This window comes from Nannocystis pusilla, assembly GCF_020073745.1.
Classification (GTDB): Bacteria; Myxococcota_A; Polyangia; order Nannocystales; family Nannocystaceae; genus Nannocystis; species Nannocystis radixulma.
The window spans coordinates 43559-66170 of sequence record NZ_JAIRAU010000033.1; the positions used below are offsets into that span (position 1 = coordinate 43559).

Consider the following 22612-nt stretch of genomic DNA (forward strand, 5'->3'; position numbering starts at 1 on the left):
GGTCCTCGGGGTCGCGCCGGGGAGCGAGAGACAGGTTCTCGCGGCCATGTCCTCTGCGACAGGAACGATCGACCAGGCGCCTGAGGCCCAGCCGGGTGCCGCCGACCTGAGCGCGCAGGCGATCGAGCGCTTCCAGGCCAAGGACTACGACGCGGCGGTGCGCCTGTTCGAGGAGGCGTACGCGCTCGACAAGGTGCCGAACTACCTGTTCAACATCGGCCGCGTGTACGAGGAGAAGGGCGACATCCGGGCCGCGGTCGACTACTACCAGCGGTTCGTCAAGGAGCCGGGGGTCGAGATCGAGGCGCGCGACCTGGCGCTGCAGCGGCTGCGCGTGCTCAAGGGCATCCTTCAGGAGACCGACCCGGCCGACAAGCCGGCGCCGACCGAGCCGACGCCGGCGCCGGTGGCCGAGGGGCCGAAGCCGGAGCCCGCGCCGAAGCCGGCGGCGCCCGACCCGAAGTGGCGGACGATGAAGATCGCCGGCGCGAGCCTGCTCGGCGTCGGCGGCGGGGCGGTGATCGTCGGCGGGATCCTCGGCGGCCTGGCGCTGTCGAAGCAGAACCAGCTCGACGCGACCCACGACTTCGACGCCCGCCAGACGCTCAAGCAGAGCGGCGAGCGCCTGGCCCTGGCCACCGACGTGCTCATCATCGGCGGCGCCGTGGTGGCCCTCACCGGCGTGGTCCTGCTGGCCGTCGGCGTCAGCAAGGGCAAGTCCAGGGCCGTGGCCGCGCGCCGCGTCTTCCCGACCGGCACCGGCCTGGTCGCCCGCTTCTGATCCCTCGCCGGGCTCCGCGCCGGAGCCGGTGGTTCGCTTCGCTGACTCAGGAGGTCGCTCGTGTTCACCTCGTATCCGCTCCGTCCGCTGTCCCTCGGCCTCGCCGGGCTCGCGACTGGCCTGGCCTTTGGGGCATGTACGGCGATCACCAACTTCGCCGACTGCAAGGTCGACGAGGACTGCGCCGGCGCCGGCTCCGGCTACGTGTGCGGCGCGGGCGGCAAGTGCGTCGCGGGCGGCGACGACACGACGACCACCGGCGGGCCGGGCGCCACGACCGATCCGGGCACCGAGCCGACGACGTCGACCACGACGCCGACGACCACGCTCTCGACCGAGACCGACCCGGCGACCACCGAGACGAGCACCACCGAGGCGATCACGTCGACCTCCGAAGACACCGAGACGACGACGACGACCGGCGAGCCGGTAGCCTGCACGGCCCACAGCGAATGCGTGGCGGCGCTCGGCGACGATCACGTGTGCGGCAAGGCCGGGCAGTGCGTGTCGGCGCTGACGACCGAGTGTCAGACGTTCCACTGGCCCGCCGACAAGCCGAACGACAAGGTCGTGTTCGTCGGCTCGATCATGGCGACCTCGCCGCCGTTCGACGCGCTGGTGCTGCCGCTGCAGAACGCGGTCCAACTGGCGGTCGAGGACTTCAACGCCAACACCGACCTGCCCGGCGGGATCAAGATCGCGTGGATCGGCTGCGACGACCAGGGCAGCGCGGCCAAGGCGACGGCGGCGCTCACCCACCTCAGCGAGACGATCGGCGCGCCCGCGGTGGTCGGCCCGATCTTCAGCGAGCTGGTGCTGGCGCTGGCCGACCAGGCCAAGTCCAGCGGGACGCTGCTGATCTCGCCGACGGCCTCGGCGAAGGACATCACCGACCTCGAGGACGACGGCCTGGTGTGGCGCACGATCCCGAGCGACGTCTACCAGGCCAACGCGTTCGCCGACCGGATCCCGCAGCTTCAGCCGGCGCCGACGAAGGTCGCGCTGCTCTACAAGGACGACGCCTACGGCAACTCGCTCCACATGGACGCCTACGCGCGCCTGGTGGCCGAGAACCCGGGCATCGAGACGATCACGAACCACAAGTACCCGAACCCGGTCGGGCTCACCCAGGCCGAGCTGCTGCAGATGTTCGGCACCGTGATCGCCAGCGCCTGGGGCGGTCCCGGCGAGCACCCCGACACGATCGGCATCATCGGCACGACCGAGGTCACCGACATCATCCTCGGCTTCATGAACGCGTGGTCGGCCGAGAACCCCGACCCGCCGCTGCCGCGCTTCGTGGTCTCGCACGGGGTGGTGGCCGCGCTGCCGGACCTCATCGCCAAGGCCCCGGCGCCGCTCAAGCCGGCGCTGATGCAGATCACCGAGGGCGTCGCGCCGATCATCTTCGATGAGGCCAACTTCAACAACTTCAACATCCGCTACAAGATCCGCTTCAACGACCAGGACCCGATCACGGCCGCGTCGCTGAGCTACGACGGGGCGATGGTGGTGATGCTGGCGATGGCCGGCGTGCCCGAGGGCGAGCCGATCGACGGCAAGAGCATCGCCGCGGCGATCGCCAAGCTGGTCGACAAGCAGGGCACCGTCGTCAGCTTCGGCGAGGTCATGGGCATCACGCTCACGTTCATCAAGAAGGCCCGCAACGCGCTGGCCACGGGGGGGACGGTCGACCTCAAGGGCGTCAGCGGTGCGCTCGACTTCGACCTGACCTCCGGCGAGGTCCGGGTCAACCTGCTCGGCTGGGGGATCGATCCGGACATGGGCATGCCCGAAGTAGGGGTTCTGGACCCCAAACGCATGTACGTCCTCGGCCCGGCGCCGAGCGACGAAGGCATGTGGGTGGATCTACCGTAGGCGGATCGCCGCCGCTCGCGCCCTCGGGGTATAACGGAGGCTGAGGCTTCCGTGGTCGAACCGAACCGCACCCGCAAGACGCTCGATCCGGCCCCTGGCGCGCTGATCGGCGGCAAATATGAGATCGATCGCCTGATCGCTCGCGGCGGCGTCGGCGTGGTCTATCTGGCCCGCGATCGCGAGCAGCAACGCGAGGTCGTGATCAAGTTCCTCGCCGGACATTTGACCGGCGAGTCGGAGGCGAGCGCGCGCTTCGCTCGCGAGGTCGAACGACTCAGCGGAATTCAGCACCCGAACATCGTCGAGGTCCTGGGGCACGGGCAGGAGAACGGCGCGCCGTACCTCGTCATGGAGTACCTGTCGGGCGAGCCCTTGCTGGCGTTCCTGAACCGCAAGGGCCGCCTGTCGCTGGCGGAGTTCGTGCCGATCGCGGCGCAGATCCTGAAGGCCCTCGGCTACGCGCACGGCTGCGGCTTGATGCACCGCGACATCAAGCCGGCGAACATCATGCTGACCACGCGCAAGGGCCGGGCCAACTTCGTCAAGCTGCTCGACTTCGGCATGGCGAAGCTGGTCGAGGGCGAGCGCGACATCACCTCGGAGCAGGTGCTCGGCACGGCCAACTACATGGCGCCGGAGCAGGTGCGCGGCGAGCCGCTCGACGAGCGCGTCGACGTGTACGCCTGCGGGCTGCTGTTCTATCGCATGCTGGCGGGCACGCCGCCGTTCGTGGCCGACAACAACTCGGCGCTGCTGTACAAGCAGGTCCACGAGCTGCCGGCGCCGCTGGCGGTCAAGCTGCCGCCGGGCAACGAGGTGCCGCCCGAGCTGGCGCAGCTCATCGATCGTTGCATCGCCAAGGACCCGCGCGAGCGGCCGGCCGACGCCAACGCACTCACCGAGGCGCTGGTCGCCTGCGTGCCGTCGCACCTGTTCCGCCTACCGCTCGCCGAGGGCGCCGACGCCAGCGCGACGGCGTCGACGCTGGCGATGGTGAGCGACCTGTCGCCGGCGGTGAGCATGGTGGGGCGCGAGAGCCCGTCGGACTCGATGCGGCCGCGCAAGCGCAAGAGCTCGGCGGTCTATTCGCGCAGCGTCGCGGCCGCCGAGCTGGGCGACATCGAGGTCGAGGCGGCCGAGGGACCGTCGATCACGGCGGCGATGACGACGGAGCCGCGCGGCAGCTCGACGCGCTGGCTGGTGCTCGGCGCGGCGGCGGTGGCGGCGGTGGTGCTGGCGGTGGTGCTGCTCGGCGGGGGCGGCGAGGCGCCCGCGACCGGCACGACCGCGGTCGACGCGGCGCGGGTGGCGGCGCGCCTCGACCAGGTCGACGCGCTGATCCTCGCCGGCGACTTCGGCAAGGCCCGCGAGGAGCTCGAGGCCATCCGCTATCAGCTGCACGAGGTGCCGCACGGGGAGAGCCGGGCGTCGGCGCAGGAGCGCAAGATCGCGGTGCTCATCGGGCTCGAGGTGGCGCGACAGTTCGAGCAGTCGGGCGACAGGGGCGCGGCCGAGAAGGCGTACCGCGACGTGCTGGCGCTCGACGCCGGCAACGCCGAGGCCCGCACCGGGCTGAGCCGGCTCGGCACCGGGCCGAGGCCGGCCGAGACGGCGGTCGAGGAGGAGACCCGGCCGAAGTCGAAGCCGCGCGCGAAGACCGGCAGCGAGGGCAAGCCGATGACGACGCCGCCGCCGCCGAGCAAGACGGCCGAGCCGAAGCGCGACGAGACGTTCAAGCTGCCGCCCAAGAAGAACGCGGACTCGATCTTCCTGCCGACCGGCAAGAAGTGACAGCGCGCTGTCGGTAAGGACATGTCCGGAGGGACATGCCCCCCGGGACAGTGACTCGCTCAGCCGTGCAGGCTGAGGACGTAGACGTCGTAGAGGGCGTGCGTCCAGGCGGCCACGGCGAAGCCGCGCAGCTGATAGACGAGGGCGAAGAACACGCCGGCGAGGGTGCGGTAGACGAACGCGGCGTAGGTGAAGGGCTCGCCGGCGGGCCCGACGTGGTGCGCGAGGCTGAAGATCAGCGACGACAGCACCAGGGCGCCCAGCCACGCGCGCCGCCGGCCGGTGAGGCCCGACAGCAGGAAGCCGATGCCGCCCATGCCGAGGACGCGGAAGATGAGCTCCTCGTGCAGGCCGGCGCCGGCGGAGATGACGGCGATGTCGGCGACGCTGGTGCGGGCCTGGATCGCCAGACCCGGGGCGAGCTCGGCGAGGCGGTGAATGACCAGCAGGATCAACGTGCCCATGGTCGAGGCGTAGAAGCCCGACTCGACCAGCATCGGCACGAAGCGCTGGGGACTGAAGCGCCCGTAGCTGCGCAGGATGACGAGGATCGCGCCGTAGCCGAGCAGCATGGCCCCGAGCGCGGCCATGTAGTTGCCGAGGTCGCGGGCGCACAGCTCGATCAGCGACTTGGTGATGAAGTCGACGCCGTTGAGGCCGAGGCCGCCGCTGCCGAGGATCCCGAGCTGGTAGACGAGCAGCAGCGGGAACACCAGGACGGCGCTGGTGAACGGATCGATCCGGGCCGAGAAATGGTCCCAGAAGGCGCTCCGTGCGCGCGGCGGCGGCGACCGGGTGGGGACAGCACGGGCCATGCGGCGCCAAGCCTGCGCGAGCGAGCGTCAGGCGCCAAGCAATCGGCCAAAACGACCCCGCCGGAGGCCGAGCCCGGGGCGATCGCCGGAGACGCCGGGGACGCCCTGGCGCAGCCAGGCGAGCCTGCGCGCTTTCATCGCCGCGCGCGCGATACGCCCGGGTGCGCGTGCGAGGACCCAACGAAACGAGCTCCGGTGGGAGGCCGGAGCTCGTGCGAGGCCCTGCGCGCCGGCGGCTACTTGCGCTTGCCGGGCTTCTTCACCGGCTTCTTGGCGGCGGGCTTCTTCACCGGCTTCTTGGCGGCGGGCTTCTTCGCCGCGGCCTTCTTGGCCACCGGCTTCTTGGCGGCGGGCTTCTTCGCCGCGGCCTTGGCGGGCTTCTTGGCGACGGGCTTCTTGGCGGCGGGCTTCTTCGCCGCGGCCTTGGCGGGTTTCTTGGCGACGGGCTTCTTGGCGGCGGGCTTCTTCGCCGCGGCCTTGGCGGGCTTCTTGGCGACGGGCTTCTTGGCGGCGGGCTTCTTCACGGCCTTCGCCTTCTTGGCCTTCTCGGCGTCCTTCGCCTTCTTGGCCTTCTCGGCGTCCTTCGCCTTCTTGGCCTTCTCGGCGTCCTTCGCCTTCTTGGCCTTCTCCTTGGCCTTTTCGGCCTCCTTCGCCTTCTTGCCGGCTTCCTTCTCGGCGAGCTTCTTGGCCTTGTCGGCCTCCTGGGCCTTCTTGCGCTCCTCCGCCTCGCGCTTGGCGGTCTCCTTGGCGGTGATGGCGTCTTGCTTCTTCTGCTCGGCGTCGAGGCGCTTCTGCTCGGCGGCGCGGACGCGCTCCTCTTCCTTGCGGCGCTTCTCGTCTTCCTTGGCCTGCTTGGCGGCGTTGCGGGCTTGCTCCTTTTCGAGCTTGACCCGCTCGCGCTCCTCTTCCTTGCGGCGCTTCTCGTCTTCCTTTTCCTTGCGCTTGCGGTCGCGTTCCGACTCGCGGCGGAGGCGTTCTTCTTCGCGGCGCTGGGCCTCGAGGACCTTGCGCTGCTCGGCTGCGGCGCGCTTCTCGGCGTCTTCTTCGGCCTGGCGGCGCTCGCGCTCGGCGGCGATCTCCTCGGGTGAGGGGCCCATCTCCAGGCCGAGCAGCTGACGGACCTCGTCGGCGGAGACGCGCTCGCCCCGGCGCTCGTCGGGGGTCTCGCCGCGGCCGTGGACGAGGAGGCGCGCGAGATCGCTGCGGAACATCAGCTCCGCCTTGTTATCGCCCATCAGCTCGCTGACGTAACCGACGCCGAAGGTCGGATGGACGATGATCTGGTGGAGCTGGAGAAGCGCCTTGGGGCTGTAGCGAACGGCGTTATTCACGTCGTACGTGTGGACCCCGTCGAGCCAGGACAATTTCTTCATACTCTTGCGCCGGGACACGCTCAGCGGCTCCGGGCTCTCGTCGTCCCGGCCCCGCGGAGGCTTGAAGGAGTGGATATCGCCGCAGACGCCGCACTGGACGCGGCGGATCTCGTCGCCGTAGCTCTCGAGGATGACGTGCGTGGTATCGGCGCGACACTTGGGGCAGTAAGCCTCAGTTTCGCCGCCGTTCGAGCTCTGGTTGCCACCAAAGTGGCTCTCGAAGATCTGGTCCATGGCTTATCTCCGGACCGAAGCCGCTGGGCCAGTGCAGTAGCATGCCCGGATTTGGAAGTACAAGCCCAAATTGGAGGATTTTGCCGGCGATGGCCACATCGAGCCCGACCCGGGTCGCAGCCGCTGATGGCAAGGCCGTCCGCTCGGAATGATCGCTGAATGCATCATAAATGGGGTGTATTCGCGGTCATGGACCGGGAGTCCCTTGGGGCCAAACCCATGGGACAGGTCGTCCGGGTCACACGGAAAGCGGCGGATCGCCCTCGCTGGTGCCCGCAGCGCCGCTCCGTGCTCGCCCGAACTCCTCGCCGTGGGCCTCGCCCGCCTCGAGACCCATCGTCTGCATCAGCTTGCGAACGTCGGTGACGGTGCCCTTGGCCCGATCGGCGAGTGTGCCGAGCTCGCGGCAGACGACGCGGAACGCGCGGCCGTACTCGCCCGCCTGCGCGGCGATGATGTTGCCGTTGAGCGCCAGCAGCTGCAGTCGGCGCGCGACGTCGTCGAGGAAATGGATCACGCCCTCCATGCCGTCGGCGGCCTCCTCCTGGGCCGCCGTGCGCTGCTCGACGCCGATCCTCGCCGCCGCGACGAGCGACTCGTAGAAGGTCTGTTCCGACTGGAAGGCCTCGATCATGCCGATCGGCGCCTGCTCGTCCGGCGAGGTCGTGGGGTAGAGCGGGCGGGCGGTGACGAGGTAGACGAGGCCGTTGCGCTTCAGCGAGCCCTTGAAGATCTCGCGCTTGCGCAGCACCACGTCGACCAACTCGGCGTCGGCGTAGCCCCCGATCTCGCCCGGTTTGCCGACGCCCAGCGCCGACGTCGAGGCGATCCGGCGGTTGCCGTGGTAGAGGCTGATACCGAGGCTCGTGGCCCGCGCCAGCAGCGGCAGGAGCGTGTTGTCCTGGTCGAGAACGGTGTCTCCCGCGCGCAGGCGGCCCTCGGCGCGATGCAGGCGACCGAGCCGGCGAATCACGTTCTCGCACAGCTCGGTAGCGGAGACCCCCCGGTCGAGGATTCGGCGCCGGATCACCGACCACACCGCGTTGAAGATCTGGGTCTCGGTCGTCATTTCGCTCACGTGCCCGCAGTGTACTGGGCCGCGCGCCCCCGTGGTAGGAGCCCGACATGACTGGACAAGACGGCGCGCGGCCGCCTGGTCGCCTGCCTCCGCGCGTGCGGATCGCCCCCAGCCCGACCGGCGACCCCCACGTCGGCACGGCTTACATCGCCCTGTTCAACTACGTGTTCGCCCGCAAGCACGGCGGGGCCTTCATCCTCCGGATCGAGGACACCGATCAGGAGCGCTACACCGCCGGCAGCGAGGCCGCGATCTTCGAGGCGCTGCGCTGGCTCGGCCTCAGCTGGGACGAGGGCCCCGACGTCGGCGGCCCGCACGGCCCGTACCGCCAGTCGGAGCGCCTGCCGCTGTACCGCCGGGAGATCCAGAAGCTGGTCGAGAAGGGCGAGGCGTACCCGTGCTTCTGCACCAAGGAGCGGCTCGACGCGCTGCGCCGCGACCAGATCGCGGCCAAGCAGTCGACCCTCGGTTACGACGGCCGCTGCCGCTCGCTTTCGCCCGCAGAGGCCGCGGCGCGGACGGCGGCGGGCGAGCCGCACGTCATCCGCCTGCGCGTGCCCGAGGACGGCGAGACCGTGTTCGTCGACCACCTGCGCGGCGAGCTGCGCTTCGAGAACCGCCTGATCGACGACCAGGTGCTGTTCAAGTCGGACGGCTTCCCGACCTACCACCTCGCCAACGTGGTCGACGACCACGACATGGGCATCACCCACGTGATCCGCGGCGAGGAGTGGATCACGTCGACGCCGAAGCACGTGCTGCTCTACAGGGCCTTCGGCTGGGAGCCGCCCGAGTTCTTCCACCTCGGCCTCCTGCGCAACGCCGACAAGTCGAAGCTGTCGAAGCGCAAGAACCCGGTCTCGGTGTTCTACTACCGCGACCTCGGCTACCTGCCCGAGACCATGCTGAACTTCATGGCCTGCCTCGGCTACAGCATGGGCGACGACCGCGAGCGCTTCACCGTCGGCGAGATGATCGCCCACTTCGAGTGGTCGCGCGTCAGCGCCGGCGGGCCGGTGTTCGACCAGGCCAAGCTCGAGGCGTTCAACGGCGCCGACATCCGCGCCCTCGGCGTCGAGGCGCTGTACGAGCGCCTGGTCGAGCGCTCGCTGTCCCGCGAGCGCCTGCTGCCGCTGCTGGCCCAGGCCCAGGAGCGCGTCAACCGCCTCGACGACTTCATCCCGTACCTGTCGTTCTTCTTCGGCGGCAGCCTCGACTACGCGCCGGTCCTCGACAAGCTCAAGGTCAAGGACCGCTCGCCGAAGGAGGTGGCGGACACGCTCGACGCGTTCGCCCAGGACATCGAGCGCGACGCCGAGGCCCGCGCCTTCACGCCGGCCGCCATCGACGCGTTCGCCCGCGGGTTCTGCCAGCGCAACGGCTGGAAGACCAAGGAGCTGTTCATGCTGCTGCGCGTGGCCGTCACCGGCCGCACCGCCGCGCCGTCGCTGTTCGAGACGATGGCGCTGTGCGGCAAGGACCGCTGCCGCTTGCGGATCCGCGACGTCGTCGCGCTGCTGCTCGATCAGGCCGAGAAGGACAAGGCGTACGAGAAGAAGTAGCGGAGGGGCATGCCCGAAAGGGCATGCTCCTGGGGTCATGTCCGGAGCGACCTGTCCGTGGAGGCATGTCCCTCCGGCTAGATCGACGAGCCGTCAGGTGGCGACGGCCGCGACGGACAGCGGCAGCGACTCCAGGCCGCGGAGCCCCATGCTGGCGCGCCAGCGGATCTTCTCGGCCGGGACCGCGAGACGCAGGCCGGGGAAGCGCTGCAGCAGCGCGGGGATGGCGATCCGCGCCTCCACGCGGGCCAGCGGCGCGCCGAGGCAGTAGTGGGCGCCGAAGCCGAACGCGACGTGGCGGTTGGGGTTGCGGGTGATGTCGAGCCGGTCCGCGGCGGGGAAGGCCGTCTCGTCGAGGTTCGCCGAGGCCAGCAGCAGGGTGAGGGTGCTGCCCCGGGGGATCCGGAAGCCGGCGATCTCGAGGTCCTCGCGGGCGAAGCGCGGCGAGACGGTGCCCACCGGGTTGGTGAACCGCAGCAGCTCCTCGATGGCGCTGTCGATCAGCTCAGGGCGCTCGCGCAGCAGCTGCAGCTGGTCGGGGTGCTGCAGCAGCGCCAGCACGCCGTTGCCGATCAGGTTCACCGTCGTCTCGTGGCCGGCGAAGAGCAGCAAGAAGACCATCGAGATCAGCTCGTCCTCGCTGAGCCGGTCGCCGCCCTCGTCGGCCTGGACCAGCGCCGTCACGAGGTCGTCGCCCGGCTGCTCGCGTCGCAGCTGCACCAGGCGCCGGAGGAAGCGGTTGAGCCGCACCATGTTGGCGTAGTTGAGGACGAACCCCGCGAGGTTCATGGCCCCCGGATCGAGGACCTGGCCGAGCAGCTTGCGGAACTGCATCCGGTCGGGCTCGGGGACGCCGAGCATCTCCGAGATGACGGTCAGCGGCAGCGGCAGCGCGAGGTCGGCGATCAGATCGAGGACCGGCCTGTTCGCCGCCGCGTCCAGCAGCTCGGCCGTGATCTGCTCGACGCGCCCGTTGAGGCGCTCGACCATGGCCGGCGTGAACGCCTTCTGCACGAGGTTGCGCAGGCGCCGATGATCCGGCGGGTCCTTCATGACCATGCTGCCGAGGAACAGCTTCATGATGCTCGGCATCCACCAGCGCTCCAGCGGGCCCTTGCCGCCGTCGGCGATGTTGCGGCGGTCGTTGGCGATCCGCGGGTCTCGCAGCACGTTCACCACGTCCTCGTAGCGGGTGATGACCAGGCTCTCGGTGAACCAGGAGCGCCAGTGGAGCACCGGCCCCAACCTCCGCAGGCGCGCGTAGGCGGCGAACGGATCGGCCCGCGCCTCCGGCCGCTCGAGTTCGCGTTGAACGTCGAGACGCACGGGCTTCGGCGTCGACGACTCGACTGGAGTCCTCATGAACAATCATCCTCCGAGGCCGCGTCGGCGCCTCGTATCTGCGACACCTCGTTTATGGCATAAGGTGCCAAAATGCAAACGGCGTCGAAGCGAGGTCGTCCCCAGGAAGCGGATCCGCGCCGGATCGCTCGTATCGCGCTGCGCCTGTTCGTGCGCAAGGGGTTCGATCGGGTGACCGTGGGCGAGATCGCCGAGGCGGCGTCGGTGAGCCGCCGGACCCTGTTCCGGCTGTTTCCGTCGAAGTCGGAGCTCGTGTGGGACGGCCTCGACGAGGTGCGCGACGTCGTGCGCCAGCGCGCGGCCTCGCTGGCGGGCGTGGGCCTGGGCGTCGGCGAGGTGCTCCGCGAATTCGCCGAGCCGTTCCTGCGCCGGCTGGACGCCCCTGCGGCGGCCGAGACGGCGCGGCAGCGCCTGCGGTTGCTGGCGGCCGCTCCGGCGCTGTTCAACCATCCGCCGCTGCGCGAGATCGAGGCGGTGATCGCGACGACGCTGGCGGGGAGCGCCTCGCCGGGTGACACGCCGCCTCCGCTGGTCGCGCGCTCGCTGGTCGCGGCCACGTTCGCCGCGCTGATCTGGTGGGCGGAGCACGGCGAGGGGATGACCGCGCTCGAGGCGACACGCGCCGCGTTCCGGGCCCTCGCGGGCGCCGATCAGGGCGCGAGCTCGACGGCGGCGACGTCGCCGAAGCCCTTGGCGTAGACCAGGCGGTGGGTGCAAGATGACCCGAGAGACATGTTCTGCAGGTAGCTCGGCTGGGTGAGCAGGCGGCCCGGGGTGGCGGCGGCCTCGAGGCGCGCGGCGAGGTTGACGGTCTCGCCGATGACGGTGTGCTCGAGGCGGGCGGGCGAGCCCATGTTGCCGTGGATCAGCGGGCCGGCGGCGACGCCGATCCGCAGCTCGAGCGGGCGACCGCCGTCCTCGACGATGCGGGCGTTGCAGGCGGGCAGCTCGGCGAGCATCGCCAGGCCGCAGCGCACGGCCGCGACGGCGAGCTCGGCGACCGGGCGCAGGCCGCGAGGATCGATGAAGACGACCATGATGCCGTCGCCGAGCCGCTTGTCGATGATGCCGCCGTGGGCGAGGATCACCGGGTCCATGTGCTCGAAGTAGTGGTTGAGCTGGCGGACCACGGCGGCGCCGCCCAGCTCGCTGCAGCGGCGCGTGAAGTCCTTGAGGTCGGCGAACAGCACCGCGCCCTCGGTGGTGCGCCCGCCGACCCGCACCTCCTCCTCGGGGTTGATCCGGATCGCCTCGATCACGTGCGCCGGCAAGTAGTTGGCGAGCTTGCGCTGGGTCAGCTCGGCGTCGCGACGCTCGAGCGCGGAGGCGTCGAGGCGGCGCAGCAGATCGGGCAGGGTGGCGCGCACGTAGGACCGCAGGCGCTGCAGCTCGACGACCGGGTCGTCGATGACGCGCTCGTCGTAGTAGACGTCGTAGCAGCAGTGGCGCACGGCCGGGTCGAGGTGGATGCACTCGCGGTGCTCGACCCGCGCCGGCGGGAGGCTCCAGATGGTCGGGATGGCCTCGAAGAAGCCGCGGCGGCTCCAGCACGCGCCGGGCCGATCGGCGACCTCGTGCTCCATCACGGCGCGCACGCGGGCGGCGCCGAACCGGCGGTCGACGAGCTGCATGCGCGTGATCCGGTTGCCGCGGGTGTACATGCGCTCGATGTCGCCGAAGAACTCGCCGGGGCCCTGCAGCGCCCACAGGAGCAGCCACATCGGGCCCATGTCCTGGCGCTGCATCATGGTCGAGGAGGCGTCGCGCCAGTGGTGCCACAGCGGGTGGTCGTAGCCCGGGGAGGTGTCGAGGCCGCACAGGTGACGGGCCGCCGCGTCGCAGAAGCGGCGGTCGAACTCGACGGAGATCCACCGCTCGGGGTCCTGCAGGTACTCGAGGCTGAGCCCGGCGGTCTCGACGATCCGGTCGGCGACGTCGTCGCCGAAGCGCTCGCGGAAGTAATGAATGAGGCCGAGCGCGAAGCGGTTGCTGAGGTGCGCCTTCGTCAACGCGGGGTCGTAGACGCGCTCGGGCACGCGCCCCAGAGTACCCCGCCGACGCGGGCCTGGCGAGGCGGTGAGCCTGCGGGGCGCGCCCGTGTGCGCTCAGGGGTTCTGAGCGGTCACCCAGGCGCCGACGAAGCCCTCCGGTGGGACGCCGCAATTGGTGCCGGCGTAATCGGGGCCGTTCAAGCCGACCTTGAAGGTGACCCCGGACGGGTTGACGAGCTTGACGCGGTAGGAGCGGCCGGCGATGTAGGTCTTCTCCTTGGCGAAGGCGAGGGTGACGATGAAGCGCTTCGAGGCGCCGCTGTTGATCTGCGAGGCCGCGCTGCCCTGGGCCGGGCCGAGCACACCGTTGGCAGGGAACGAGAACGGGTTGGCGGTGAGGTGGATGTACAGGTCGCCGACGCTGAACTCGGCGCCGCCGCTGTCCTGGTAGATCTTGGCCGAGGAGACGTCGAAGGCGCTGCCGCCCCCCATGGTCTCGAGCGTGAGCGGCAGCTTGTCGAGCCGCAGGGCGCTGCCGGAGTTGTTGTAGACGGTGAACGCGAGGGTGGCGACCTCGCGGAAGTCCACGTTGTCGGGCGGGAGGAACTTCTTGTCGACCGGCGGGTCGTCGGTCTGCGTGAACACGATGCTGGCGTTGCAGCTGCCGCCGATGGTGGTGCCGCAGTTGCTGAGGGCGTTGAGCTCGCAGGTCTTGGACGGGTTGCAGAACCACTGCTGGCAGCCCTGGAAGACGCCGCACTCGCTGTTCTGGGTGCACGGCATGAAGATCGGGCAGCGCTGGCCGGTCGCCGGGTCGGGCGCGGCCGAGGCGCAGGCGGGGGCAGGTGCGACGCACTGACCGCCCTGGCACGAGCCGGTGGCGCAGTCGGCGTTGAGCTCGCAGAGGTCGCCTTCCTGACACTTGGGACAGGTGGGGCCGCCGCAGTCGACGTCGGTCTCCTGGCCGTTCGTGAGGCCGTCGTCGCACGCGGGGGCCTGGCAGACCTGGTCGATGCAGGCGCCGCCGTCGCAGTCGGCGTCGCTCAGGCAGCCGTCGCCCGGCTGGCACTCGGGACAGGTGCCTCCGCCGCAGTCGATGTCGGTCTCCGCGCCGTTCTCGACGTCGTCGTCGCACGACGGCGCCTGGCAGACCCCGTCGGTGCAGACGCCGCTCTGGCAGTCGGCGCCGGTCTCGCAGGCCTCGTTCGGGCCGCAGGCGGGGCAGGAGCCGCCGCAGTCGACGTCGGTCTCGTCGCCGTTGTGCTGGCCGTCGTCGCAGGCGGGGGCCTGGCACACGCCGCCCGTGCACACGCCGCTGTCGCAGTCGGCGTCGGCGTCGCAGCCGTCGCCCGGCTGGCACGAGGGACAGGTGGGGCCGCCGCAGTCGACGTCGGTCTCCTGGCCGTTCTCGACGCCGTCGTCGCAGGCGGGCGGGACGCACTGCTGGGCGACGCACAGCTGGCCTGCGGGACAGTCGGCCTGGAGGAGGCACTCGACGCAGGCGCCCTCGCCGTCGCACACGCCCTCGGGGCAGTCCTCGCCGGCCGCGAGGGCGATCTCGCTGCAGTCGCCCTGGTCGCACTGGGCGGCGTGACAGAGCGCGGGCGCCGGACAGTCCGCGGGGCCCTCACAGCCGCCGGCGCCGGTGCTCGTGGTGTCGAGGGTGGTGGTCGAGGTGTCGCCGGTGGTCGAACCGGTGGTGGTCGTCGTGGTGTCCGAGGTCGTGGAAGTGGTGGTGTCGGTGGTCGCGTCGGTGGCGGTGACGGGACCGGTCGAGGTCCCGGTGGTCTCGTCGCCGGTCGTCGGCGGCGAGGTGTCGCCGGTCGTCGGGCCCGTGCCGCTCAGCGAGTCGGAGACGCCGGTCCCGGGATCGCCGGTCGCGCTGGTCGTCGGGACATGTCCGGAGGTACTGGTGGAAGAGGTGCCCGTCCCGGTCGCGCTGCCGCTGTCGGTGGTGGTGGAGGTGGCGTCGCCGCAAGCTGCGAGCAGGACGAGGACGAGGGCAGGAGAGAGCCGGATAGACATCGAGATCCGACGCTACTGCCAGTCCCCGGGGCGAGGGAGCGGCCGCGAATTGCCGTTCGTCACGCGGCGGCCGGGGCGCGCCGCTGCGCGTCCTCCTCGCGGGACGCGGGCGAGCTCGCGGAGGCGCGCGGAGTGATGTGTCCCCGAGGACAGTCGAGAGCGCGTGCGCGAGGGCGCGCTCGCTCGCGCGTGAGGACATCTGTCCGCGGGGACAGTCGCTATGCAGCTCTGCAGCGGCGGGCTGCGGGAATCATATGTCCCAGGGGACATGCCGTCGGTGTCGTCGCAGCCCCAGCTAGCCGGAGCGTCGGTGTGAATGATGGGACATGTCTTTGGGTGCATGTCGCCGGCCACGCGGCCTCGTCGGCGGGGCCGCGTGCGGTCGCCCGAGGGGGGCTGCGTGTCGGCCCGGGTCGGACACGAACCCAGCGGGCGCGGGGCCTCGACGGAGATCACCGACCGTGGCGGAGAGGGCGATTCGTATGTCCCGGAGGACAGGTCGTCGCGGGGTCCGATCGCGGCCCGGCCGATCGCTCGCCCGTCCGCGGTGGACGCGCGGCATCCGACAGGGTGGGTTCATCGCCCCGCGACGCTGCAGGCGAGGGCGGCGCAGGACTTCAAGCGAGGAAGTGGCAGAGCCGCGAGGCGCGGCGGTGGTGGTCGCGCTCGTGCGCGACGCTCGTCGAGGTGCGGGGTGAACGGGCTGAACGGGGACGTGCGTCGCGATCCCGGGGTGCGAAGCGCTCGACCGAGATCCTCGGCCGGCTCCGTTCGCCAGTGCCGCGACCGGGTCATTTCGCGTAGTCCTCGTGCCGGCTCCGACAGCTGGCAAGGCGCGAGGAGGGAGCATATCGGGCCAATCAATATGCGACCGACGAGCAACGCCGCCGGCGGGGCGGAGAACTAGCGCGGGCTGCTCGAAATGGCCCGGCCGCGGCTCTCGCTGCGCGAACAGGCCGGGAGCGGCGCCGGGCTCAGACGCGCTCGGGCAGGGCAGGGGCGCCGCGCAGGGCCGACACGGCCTGGAGCAGCCAGACCAGCACGAAGCAGCTGGCGAGGCCGAGGGCGACCGCGTACGGGCCGAGGGGCAGCAGGACGGCGAGGGTCGCGGCGGCGGCGATCCAGGCGTGGCGCAGGGCTCGGGCGGCGCGGGCGGTGCGGCCGAGGGCGCGGACGAGAGTGGCGAGCTGGGCCTCGTCCTCGGGCTGCAGCGGGGCCTGGGTGCGCGCGGGCAGCAGGCGGTGGTTGTACCAGAGCAGGCGCGTGGCGATCTGATGCAGGCGGGCCAGCTCGACCACGGGCTCGGCCTCGCTGGCGGCGATGACCGAGGGCGTGTGGCTGAAGACGCCGGGGACGAACACTCGGGCCCGGTTGAGCGCGTTGACGGCCTCGGCGAGGAAGCTGCGGGCCTGGGCGGCCGTCCGTTCGGGGTTGTCCTCGGCGTCCTGACTCTCGAGGGTCAGGAGCGCCAGGTGCAGGGCGTCGCAGGCCTCACCCAGCGGGCGCTGCGCGGCTGGAACCAACGACTCCTCGTCGGGTTCGCAGCGGTACGCGCTGTGGTGGGCGGGCGCCATCACAAGCCAGCATAGGTGACCCGGGGGCACCGAGCCAGCGGCGGCAGGTGCTGGGCGGCCTCGGCTGTGATCGTGGCCCCGTGCCCTCAGCTGTCCTTCGGGACATCCGGCCCGGCGGCTTCGTCGGCGCGTGCCCGCGCCTTGGCCTCGTTCCACCAGCCGTCGAGCCGCTCGAGCCCGGCGGCCTCGGGCTCGAGGCCGGCGGCGTGGCAGCGCTCCATGACGTAGGCGAAGCGCGCCTCGAACTTGGCGCAGGTGCCCCGCAGCGCGTCCTCGGCGGCGACGCCCAGCTTCTGGCCGTAGCGCACCAGCACGAACAGGAGGTCGCCGAACTCTTCCTCGATCGCACGCGGCTCCCCGGCGGCGCGGGCCCGCTCGAGCTCTTCCCACTCCTCCCGGATCTTGTCGATCGGGCCCTGGATCGTCGGCCAGTCGAAGCCGACCGCGGCGGCCTTGTCCTGCAGCCGCCAGGCCCGCTGCAGCGCCGGCAGCGAGCGCGGCACGCCGGCGAGCGGGCGGGCCGGACCGCGACCTGTCTCTTCGGACTGGTGCTCGGCGCGCTTGAGCTGGGCCCACCGGCGGGCCACGTCGTCGGCGTCGCGCGGCGCCTGGTCCGCCGCGGCGCCCTCCGGCGCGAACACGTGCGGGTGCCGGCGGATCATCTTGTCCCGGATCGCCGCGATCACGTCGTCGAGGTTGAACGCGCCCTCGCGCTCGCGCAGCGCGGAGTGGAACACGATCTGGAACAGGAGATCGCCGAGCTCGCGCCGGTGCGCCTGGGGATCGGCGAGCGCGTCGAGGACCTCGTACGCCTCCTCGATGAGGTAGGGGCGCAGGCTGTCGAGCGTCTGGGCGCGGTCCCACGGGCAGCCGCCCGGGTCGGCGAGCAGGCGATCCATGAGGTCGCGCAGGCCGTCGAGGCCGTCGCGCAGGCCGTACGAACGGTGATCGGGCACGGTCGCGCTCGCCGGCGCGTCCGGCTTTGCCTCCGAGGGGTCGCGTGGTAGCTTCACGGGCAGCCCATACCACGGGCGCTCCGCGCCTGAACTAACCCAGTGACGATCCGACTCAGCTTCGAAGACCAGGTCCCGCTCCAGCTCGTGCTCGGCTCGGTCGGCGGGCAGACGATGGAGGAGTTGCAACGGGCGGCGGGGGTGACGCTCCACGTCCGCGGCGGCGACGTCACGATCGAGGGCGACGACGCCGCGGCCGCGCTGGTCGAGCGCCTGCTCCGCCAGATGGTGGCGATGGCCCGCGCCGGCGTCCCGATCCACCCGGGCGACCTGCCGCGCGCGCTCGAGGTCATGCGCAGCGAGCCGCGGGTCGACCTGCGCTCGCTGTTCGACGACACGATCATCCCGCGCAGCGGCAGCGGCCGGCCGATCGCGCCGCGCAGCCTGGCGCAGAAGCACTACGTCGACTGCATGCGCCGCTTCGACCTGACCTTCGGCGTCGGCCCGGCGGGCACCGGCAAGACCTACCTCGCGGTGGCGATGGGCGTGCGCATGCTGCTCGACAAGCGCGTGCGGCGGATCATCCTCGCCCGCCCGGCGATCGAGGCCGGCGAGAGCCTCGGCTTCCTGCCCGGCACCTACGAGGAGAAGATCAGCCCGTACATGCGCCCGCTGTACGACGCGCTGCACGACATGCTCGACGTGCAGAAGGTGATGCGGATGATGGAGCAGGGCATCATCGAGATCGCACCGCTGGCGTACATGCGCGGGCGGACGCTCAGCGAGACGTTCTTGATCCTCGACGAGGCGCAGAACACCACGCCCGAGCAGATGAAGATGTTCCTGACGCGCATCGGCGCGGGCACGCGGGCGGTCGTCACCGGCGACCCGACGCAGAACGACCTGCCGTACGGCAAGCGCAGCGGCCTCGGTCACGCGCTGCGGGTGCTCCGCGGGGTCGAGGGCATCGCCTTCTGCAGCTTCACGCATACCGACGTGATGCGCCACCAGCTGGTGCAGCGCATCATCCTCGCCTACGACCGCGAGGACCATCGCCGGCGCGCGTCGGCCCGCCCGGGCCGCCCGACGGAGAGCCGCGGCCGCGACGACGAGCCCCGCCGCGAGGCCGCGAACGAGGCGGCGCCCGACGACGACGGACCCGGCGAAGGTCCGCACTGATTCTCGCGGCGAGGCGCGAGCGCGTTCGTGATGACGCGCCGCGAACATGCGGGCCGGGGAATTGTGGCGGCAGGACTCGAGGACCTCGAGGGCGCCGGCGAGGTTGCGGTCGCGGACCGCGATGAACCCGTGACGTGTGAGTGAAGTGGCGAGGCTCGCGGGCGCCCGAGCGAGGCGCGCAGCAGGAGGACGGTCCGCCGCGCTCGAGCCGGCGGAGCATCTCGCTTGCGGTGCGTGAGCGAACCGGCACCTCGTCGCGGCCGTCGCATGACGACGGGTTCATGCGCCGCGCCGTGATCCCTCCGCACGGATGCCTGCGGGCGTGACAGGTGTCCTCGGGCGCCAGACCCCGGAGGGGGTCACGGCGACGTCGATGTTTTGTGTGGATCGGCTCGCGGCCGTTCGAGTAGTGTGACGTGGTGAACTACGACTGTCGTCTCGCTGTCACATTGCCGCGGCCTGCGGGCCTCCTCGCGCTCCTCCTCGCCGTCGGCCTCCCGGCCTGCGGTGAGACCGAAGACGGCAGCGCCACCGCGCCGACGAGCGGGGACACGAGCAGCGACGCGAGCAGCGACTCGACCGGCTCGAGCGGCGACACGCCGACCGGCACGGCAGGGCCGCTGACGGAGACGGGCGGCAGCGAGGGCGCGACCGACAGCGCGAGCACCACCGGGCCGGAGCCGACCACGGGGACCGACACGACCACCACCACGGGTCCGGTCACCGCGACCGACGCCACCTCGACGACGAGCACGACGAGCACGACGACCACGGGCGACACGACCACGGGCGACACGACCACCGGCGAGCCCGGCGAATTCGACTGTCTGCTCGAGGGCTTCGCCGACCCCGATTCGGCGCTGCAGCTCGATTACGCCCAGTTCAACCCGGTCATCGGCTCGCACTGCAAGGGCACCAATCACCAGGACATCATCGACGTCGAGCGCGTGGTGTTCCTCGGCGACTCGGTCACCGTCGGCACGCCGCCGGCGCTCGGCGACGACTACTACCGCTCCAAGCTGGCCGACGTGCTGGTCGACCGCTTCGGGCTGACGCCGCCCAACGCGCTGTGGAAGCAGGCCAACCCGATCGACGGGGTCGCGCTGGTCAAGGAGTCGGGCGACTTCGTGTCGTGCTCGAAGTGGGGCGCCCGCACCGACGACTTCCTGCCGCCGGGCAACCAGGTCAACGACTGCTTCCCGCCCGACATGTTCGACAAGCGGACGCTCGTGATCACCACGATGGGCGGCAACGACATCGCCGCGATCGCCAAGGACGGGGCCAACGGCACGCCGCTCGACGAGGTCAAGGCGATGGCCGACGAGGCCGCCGACCTGCTGCGCCAGACGGCCCACTGGTTCGTCGACGACCCGGAGAAGTTCCCCAACGGCGTGTTCTTCCTGTTCGCCAACGTCTACGAGTTCACCGACGGCACCGCCGACCTCATGGCCTGCCCGGCGGCGGGCCTCGGCGGGTTCGACAAGCCGTGGGAGAACCCCGCCGAGCTGATCGAAGTGATGATCGGCTTCAACGAGCAGTTCATGAGCGTGGCCACCGAGACCGGCACCGACATGATCTTCATGCTCGAGAACTTCTGCGGCCACGGCTTCAAGGCCGGCGACCCCAACGCCCCGTGCTACCGCGGGCCGGGCCAGGACAACTGGTTCGACCTCACCTGCATCCACCCCTCGGCCAAGGGCCACTCGGTGATCGCCGACCTGTTCACGGCGGTCATCGACGAGTAGCGCGCGTTCGTCGCGGAGGGCGCCGCGCGCGCTGCGCAGAATCGCGCGGCGAGCGGTTTCGCGCGCGGCCCGGCGGCCGCGTCCGGTCACGCGTACCGGCGCGCATCGGTCGCCATGGGCCGCCGGGAGGGTTTGGCGGCGGCCAGGCGGGGTTGCTTGCCTTGGGATCCGGGCACGGCTATGCGTGCAGGCCAGGCCTGGACACCCCCGATGACCGCCGTATCGCGCCTTTCCCCCCCGTACAACCCGAATCAACCCCTTCCTGACCCCGAGGCCGTGCTCGAGGTGATGCAGCGGGAGCTCAAGCGGTCGATGGGGGGGCTCGTGGTACCCGGGTCGCCCCGGCCGTACTTCATGCAGTACTCGCTGCGCCGGGTCCACGCGCTGCGCCTGCGGGCGGCCCACGGGGCGCTGCTGCGCTCGCGCGAGTCGACGGCCGGGCAGCTCTGGGCCGACGTCCGGGTCGGCAGCCACAAGTTCGACAACGTGTTCGACGGCGGCCTCGGCGACCGCTCGGAGGACCGCGAGAGCAGCGACTGGATCGACGCGCCCGACGACCTCAACCTCCAGGCGCTGCAGATCGGGCTGTGGAAGCTGACCCAGATCAAGTTCGACGAGGCGCTGGAGGACTACTACGAGCACCGCAAGGCGACCGTCAGCGAGTACCTGCGCGACGAGATCAGCTCCTTTACGCGCGAGCGGCCGGTCGTGCACAAGGAGGAGCTGCACCACGACCCGTTCCCCCGGGCCCAGTGGGAGAAGACCCTGGTCGAGCTGTCGCGCCGCTTCCTCGACCACCCCGAGGTCTACGACCCGAGCATCACGCTGTCGGCCGAGCGGGTCCACCGCTGGCTGGTCAACAGCGAGGGGACGGCGGTCGTCACCGAGGACGTGTTCATCCAGCTGGGCATCGAGGGCTGGGTGCTGACCGAGGACGGGGTGTACGTGGAGGGCTCGCGCCAGCTGTACCTGCGGGCGGTCGACGAGGTGCCGGAACGCGCGCACCTCGAGCGCCTGCTGGCCGACGTGATCGAGGAGCTGGGGGCGCTGCGGGCGGCCGACAGCCCGGGGGCCTTCATCGGCCCGGCGCTGCTGTCCGGCCAGGCCGCCAGCACGCTGTTCCACGAGGCGCTCGGCCACCGCCTCGAGGGCGAGCGCCTGATCGCCCGCGGCGAGAGCAAGACGTTCGCCCGCATGCGCGGCGAGCGGATCTTGCCGCGCGGGATCCACGTGTTCGACGACCCGACGCTGACGCACTGCGGCCGTGAGCCGCTGTGGGGCCACTACCGCATCGACGACGAGGGCGTGGCGGCCCGGCGCACGCTGCTGGTCGACGACGGGGTGCTGAAGGGCTTCCTGCAGAGCCGCAGCCCGATCCCCGGCAGCGACCACTCGAACGGCCACGGCCGCCACGACGGGGTCGAGCGGCCGATGGCGCGCATGGGCACCTTCGTGGTCGAGGGCGCCCCGGGCTCGGGCGAGTCGTGGGACGCGCTGCGGAACCGCCTGATCGAGCTGGCGCGGGCCCAGGGGCGCCGCCACGGGGTCATCATCCAGCGCGTCCTGGCCGGCGAGACGTCGACCTCGGACTACGACTTCCAGGCCTTCAAGGGCAGCCTCGCCGAGGTCTACCTGGTCGACGCCCAGACCGGCAAGGTCCGCCGGATCCGCGACGTCGAGCTGATCGGCACCCCCCTGGCCGCGCTGCAGAAGATCACCGCCTTCGGCCGCGACCGCGAGACCGACCAGGGCTACTGCTACGCCGAGAGCGGGTCGATCCCGGTCAGCGGGATCGCGCCGCCGATCCTGCTGTCCGAGCTCGAGCTGCAGCAGAGCAGCACCACCGGCTACCACGACCCGCTGCTGCCGCCGCCGTTCGCCGACGACGGCTCGCGCGGGCGCAAGGGCGGACTGCGCGAGCGCGGCAAGCGGAAGAAGCCGCTGAACTGAGTTCAGCCGGGCCCGGCGCGCCGCATGCCGGTCTCGGCGGACGGTTGCCGGGCGGGGCCGAGTCTGCCAGCCTGGACCCGTGCTGGGTCTCGCAGCGGCGGCCGGGCTGTTCGGTCTGTGGAACCTGCAGACCTCGGTCCGGATCGCCTACGAGTCGGCCCGGTGGTTGAACGGCGGCGGCTACCCGGTGCTGGCGCACGCCCTGGGGACGCTCCTCCTGATGATGAGCGTGACCGCCGTGCGGATCGTCCAGGCCCGCGCCGAGGGGCAGCCGCGGCCGTGGTTCATGGTCGCGGTGGCGATCGGCGCCTTCGTCGTGCA

17 protein-coding genes are annotated in these 22612 nt (G+C 71.2%); 9 read left to right on the forward strand and 8 right to left on the reverse strand.

All coding sequences use genetic code 11. The features are described 5' to 3' along the window. Positions 1–46: 46 nt before the first annotated feature. The 3 genes from K7C98_RS25660 to K7C98_RS25670 are packed head-to-tail and all read left to right on the forward strand — an operon-like array spanning position 47 to position 4450. Positions 47–781: a tetratricopeptide repeat protein gene (locus K7C98_RS25660; RefSeq protein WP_224194401.1), complete on the forward strand. Its 735-nt coding sequence runs from the start codon at positions 47–49 to the stop codon at positions 779–781. 60 nt (positions 782–841) lie between these two features. Continuing rightward, the gene (locus K7C98_RS25665) at positions 842–2659 is read left to right on the forward strand and encodes an ABC transporter substrate-binding protein (protein ID WP_224194402.1); all 1818 of its coding nucleotides are present in this window, start codon (positions 842–844) and stop codon (positions 2657–2659) included. A 51-nt stretch (positions 2660–2710) separates the two neighbouring features. After that, positions 2711–4450, forward strand: coding sequence for a serine/threonine protein kinase (locus K7C98_RS25670; protein WP_224194403.1), 1740 nt, complete (start codon positions 2711–2713; stop codon positions 4448–4450). A gap of 59 nt (positions 4451–4509) precedes the next feature. Here the strand turns inward: K7C98_RS25670 and K7C98_RS25675 are convergent, their stop codons facing one another. The 3 genes from K7C98_RS25675 to K7C98_RS25685 all read right to left on the reverse strand — a co-directional run bounded on the left by K7C98_RS25675 (position 4510) and on the right by K7C98_RS25685 (position 7941). Then, complete coding sequence (locus K7C98_RS25675; protein ID WP_224194404.1) at positions 4510–5265, reverse strand: CPBP family intramembrane glutamic endopeptidase; 756 nt, start codon at positions 5263–5265, stop codon at positions 4510–4512. A 236-nt stretch (positions 5266–5501) separates the two neighbouring features. Then, positions 5502–6872 carry a hypothetical protein gene (locus K7C98_RS25680; RefSeq protein ID WP_224194405.1) on the reverse strand — a complete coding sequence of 457 codons (1371 nt, stop codon included), beginning with the start codon at positions 6870–6872 and terminating at the stop codon, positions 5502–5504. 238 nt (positions 6873–7110) lie between these two features. Beyond that, positions 7111–7941, reverse strand: a complete 831-nt coding sequence (locus K7C98_RS25685) for a methyl-accepting chemotaxis protein (protein ID WP_224194417.1) — start codon at positions 7939–7941, stop codon at positions 7111–7113. Positions 7942–7997: 56 nt separating this feature from the next. On the opposite strand from K7C98_RS25685, the gene gltX reads away from it, so the two are divergent. Further along, entirely contained in the window at positions 7998–9512 is a 1515-nt protein-coding gene (gene gltX / locus K7C98_RS25690) for a glutamate--tRNA ligase (protein WP_224194406.1), read from the forward strand. Between the two features lie 93 nt (positions 9513–9605). On the opposite strand, the gene K7C98_RS25695 is transcribed toward gltX, so the two are convergent. Next, entirely contained in the window at positions 9606–10874 is a 1269-nt protein-coding gene (locus K7C98_RS25695) for a cytochrome P450 family protein (protein WP_224194407.1), read from the reverse strand. 72 nt (positions 10875–10946) lie between these two features. Between K7C98_RS25695 and K7C98_RS25700 the strand changes: the two genes are divergently transcribed. Then, positions 10947–11573: a TetR family transcriptional regulator gene (locus K7C98_RS25700; protein WP_224194408.1), complete on the forward strand. Its 627-nt coding sequence runs from the start codon at positions 10947–10949 to the stop codon at positions 11571–11573. Here K7C98_RS25700 and K7C98_RS25705 read toward each other — a convergent pair. The 4 genes from K7C98_RS25705 to mazG form a co-directional block, all read right to left on the reverse strand. After that, positions 11525–12910, reverse strand: a complete 1386-nt coding sequence (locus tag K7C98_RS25705) for an adenylate/guanylate cyclase domain-containing protein (protein ID WP_224194409.1) — start codon at positions 12908–12910, stop codon at positions 11525–11527. The two genes, K7C98_RS25700 and K7C98_RS25705, sit on opposite strands and share 49 nt — an antisense overlap. A gap of 69 nt (positions 12911–12979) precedes the next feature. Continuing rightward, positions 12980–14890 (reverse strand): hypothetical protein, encoded by a 1911-nt coding sequence (locus tag K7C98_RS25710; protein ID WP_224194410.1) that lies wholly within the window; start codon positions 14888–14890, stop codon positions 12980–12982. Positions 14891–15864: 974 nt separating this feature from the next. Next, positions 15865–16464: a hypothetical protein gene (locus K7C98_RS25715; RefSeq protein ID WP_224194411.1), complete on the reverse strand. Its 600-nt coding sequence runs from the start codon at positions 16462–16464 to the stop codon at positions 15865–15867. Between the two features lie 86 nt (positions 16465–16550). Further along, positions 16551–17477, reverse strand: a complete 927-nt coding sequence (gene mazG, locus K7C98_RS25720; RefSeq protein WP_224194412.1) for a nucleoside triphosphate pyrophosphohydrolase — start codon at positions 17475–17477, stop codon at positions 16551–16553. Between the two features lie 42 nt (positions 17478–17519). On the opposite strand from mazG, the gene K7C98_RS25725 reads away from it, so the two are divergent. The 4 genes from K7C98_RS25725 to K7C98_RS25740 form a co-directional block, all read left to right on the forward strand. Continuing rightward, positions 17520–18596: a PhoH family protein gene (locus K7C98_RS25725; RefSeq protein WP_224194413.1), complete on the forward strand. Its 1077-nt coding sequence runs from the start codon at positions 17520–17522 to the stop codon at positions 18594–18596. A gap of 416 nt (positions 18597–19012) precedes the next feature. Further along, a complete protein-coding gene (locus K7C98_RS25730; protein WP_224194414.1) occupies positions 19013–20341 on the forward strand; it encodes an SGNH/GDSL hydrolase family protein in 1329 nt (442 codons plus the stop codon). A 210-nt stretch (positions 20342–20551) separates the two neighbouring features. Continuing rightward, positions 20552–22291: a TldD/PmbA family protein gene (locus K7C98_RS25735; protein ID WP_224194415.1), complete on the forward strand. Its 1740-nt coding sequence runs from the start codon at positions 20552–20554 to the stop codon at positions 22289–22291. 79 nt (positions 22292–22370) lie between these two features. Beyond that, positions 22371–22612, forward strand: a 242-nt coding sequence (locus tag K7C98_RS25740) for a hypothetical protein (RefSeq protein WP_224194416.1), incomplete at its 3' end; no start/stop codon positions are given.

Excerpts from the sequence above, each read along its gene's own strand:
- K7C98_RS25660 (WP_224194401.1), top strand. The coding sequence starts at position 47 with ATGTCCTCTGCGACAGGAACGATCGACCAGGCGCCTGAGGCCCAGCCG.
- K7C98_RS25675 (WP_224194404.1), bottom strand. The coding sequence starts at position 5,265 with ATGGCCCGTGCTGTCCCCACCCGGTCGCCGCCGCCGCGCGCACGGAGC.
- K7C98_RS25680 (WP_224194405.1), bottom strand. The coding sequence starts at position 6,872 with ATGGACCAGATCTTCGAGAGCCACTTTGGTGGCAACCAGAGCTCGAAC.
- K7C98_RS25685 (WP_224194417.1), bottom strand. The coding sequence starts at position 7,941 with ATGACGACCGAGACCCAGATCTTCAACGCGGTGTGGTCGGTGATCCGG.
- gltX (WP_224194406.1), top strand. The coding sequence starts at position 7,998 with ATGACTGGACAAGACGGCGCGCGGCCGCCTGGTCGCCTGCCTCCGCGC.
- K7C98_RS25695 (WP_224194407.1), bottom strand. The coding sequence starts at position 10,874 with ATGAGGACTCCAGTCGAGTCGTCGACGCCGAAGCCCGTGCGTCTCGAC.
- K7C98_RS25700 (WP_224194408.1), top strand. The coding sequence starts at position 10,947 with ATGCAAACGGCGTCGAAGCGAGGTCGTCCCCAGGAAGCGGATCCGCGC.
- K7C98_RS25710 (WP_224194410.1), bottom strand. The coding sequence starts at position 14,890 with ATGTCTATCCGGCTCTCTCCTGCCCTCGTCCTCGTCCTGCTCGCAGCT.
- K7C98_RS25715 (WP_224194411.1), bottom strand. The coding sequence starts at position 16,464 with ATGGCGCCCGCCCACCACAGCGCGTACCGCTGCGAACCCGACGAGGAG.
- K7C98_RS25735 (WP_224194415.1), top strand. The coding sequence starts at position 20,552 with ATGACCGCCGTATCGCGCCTTTCCCCCCCGTACAACCCGAATCAACCC.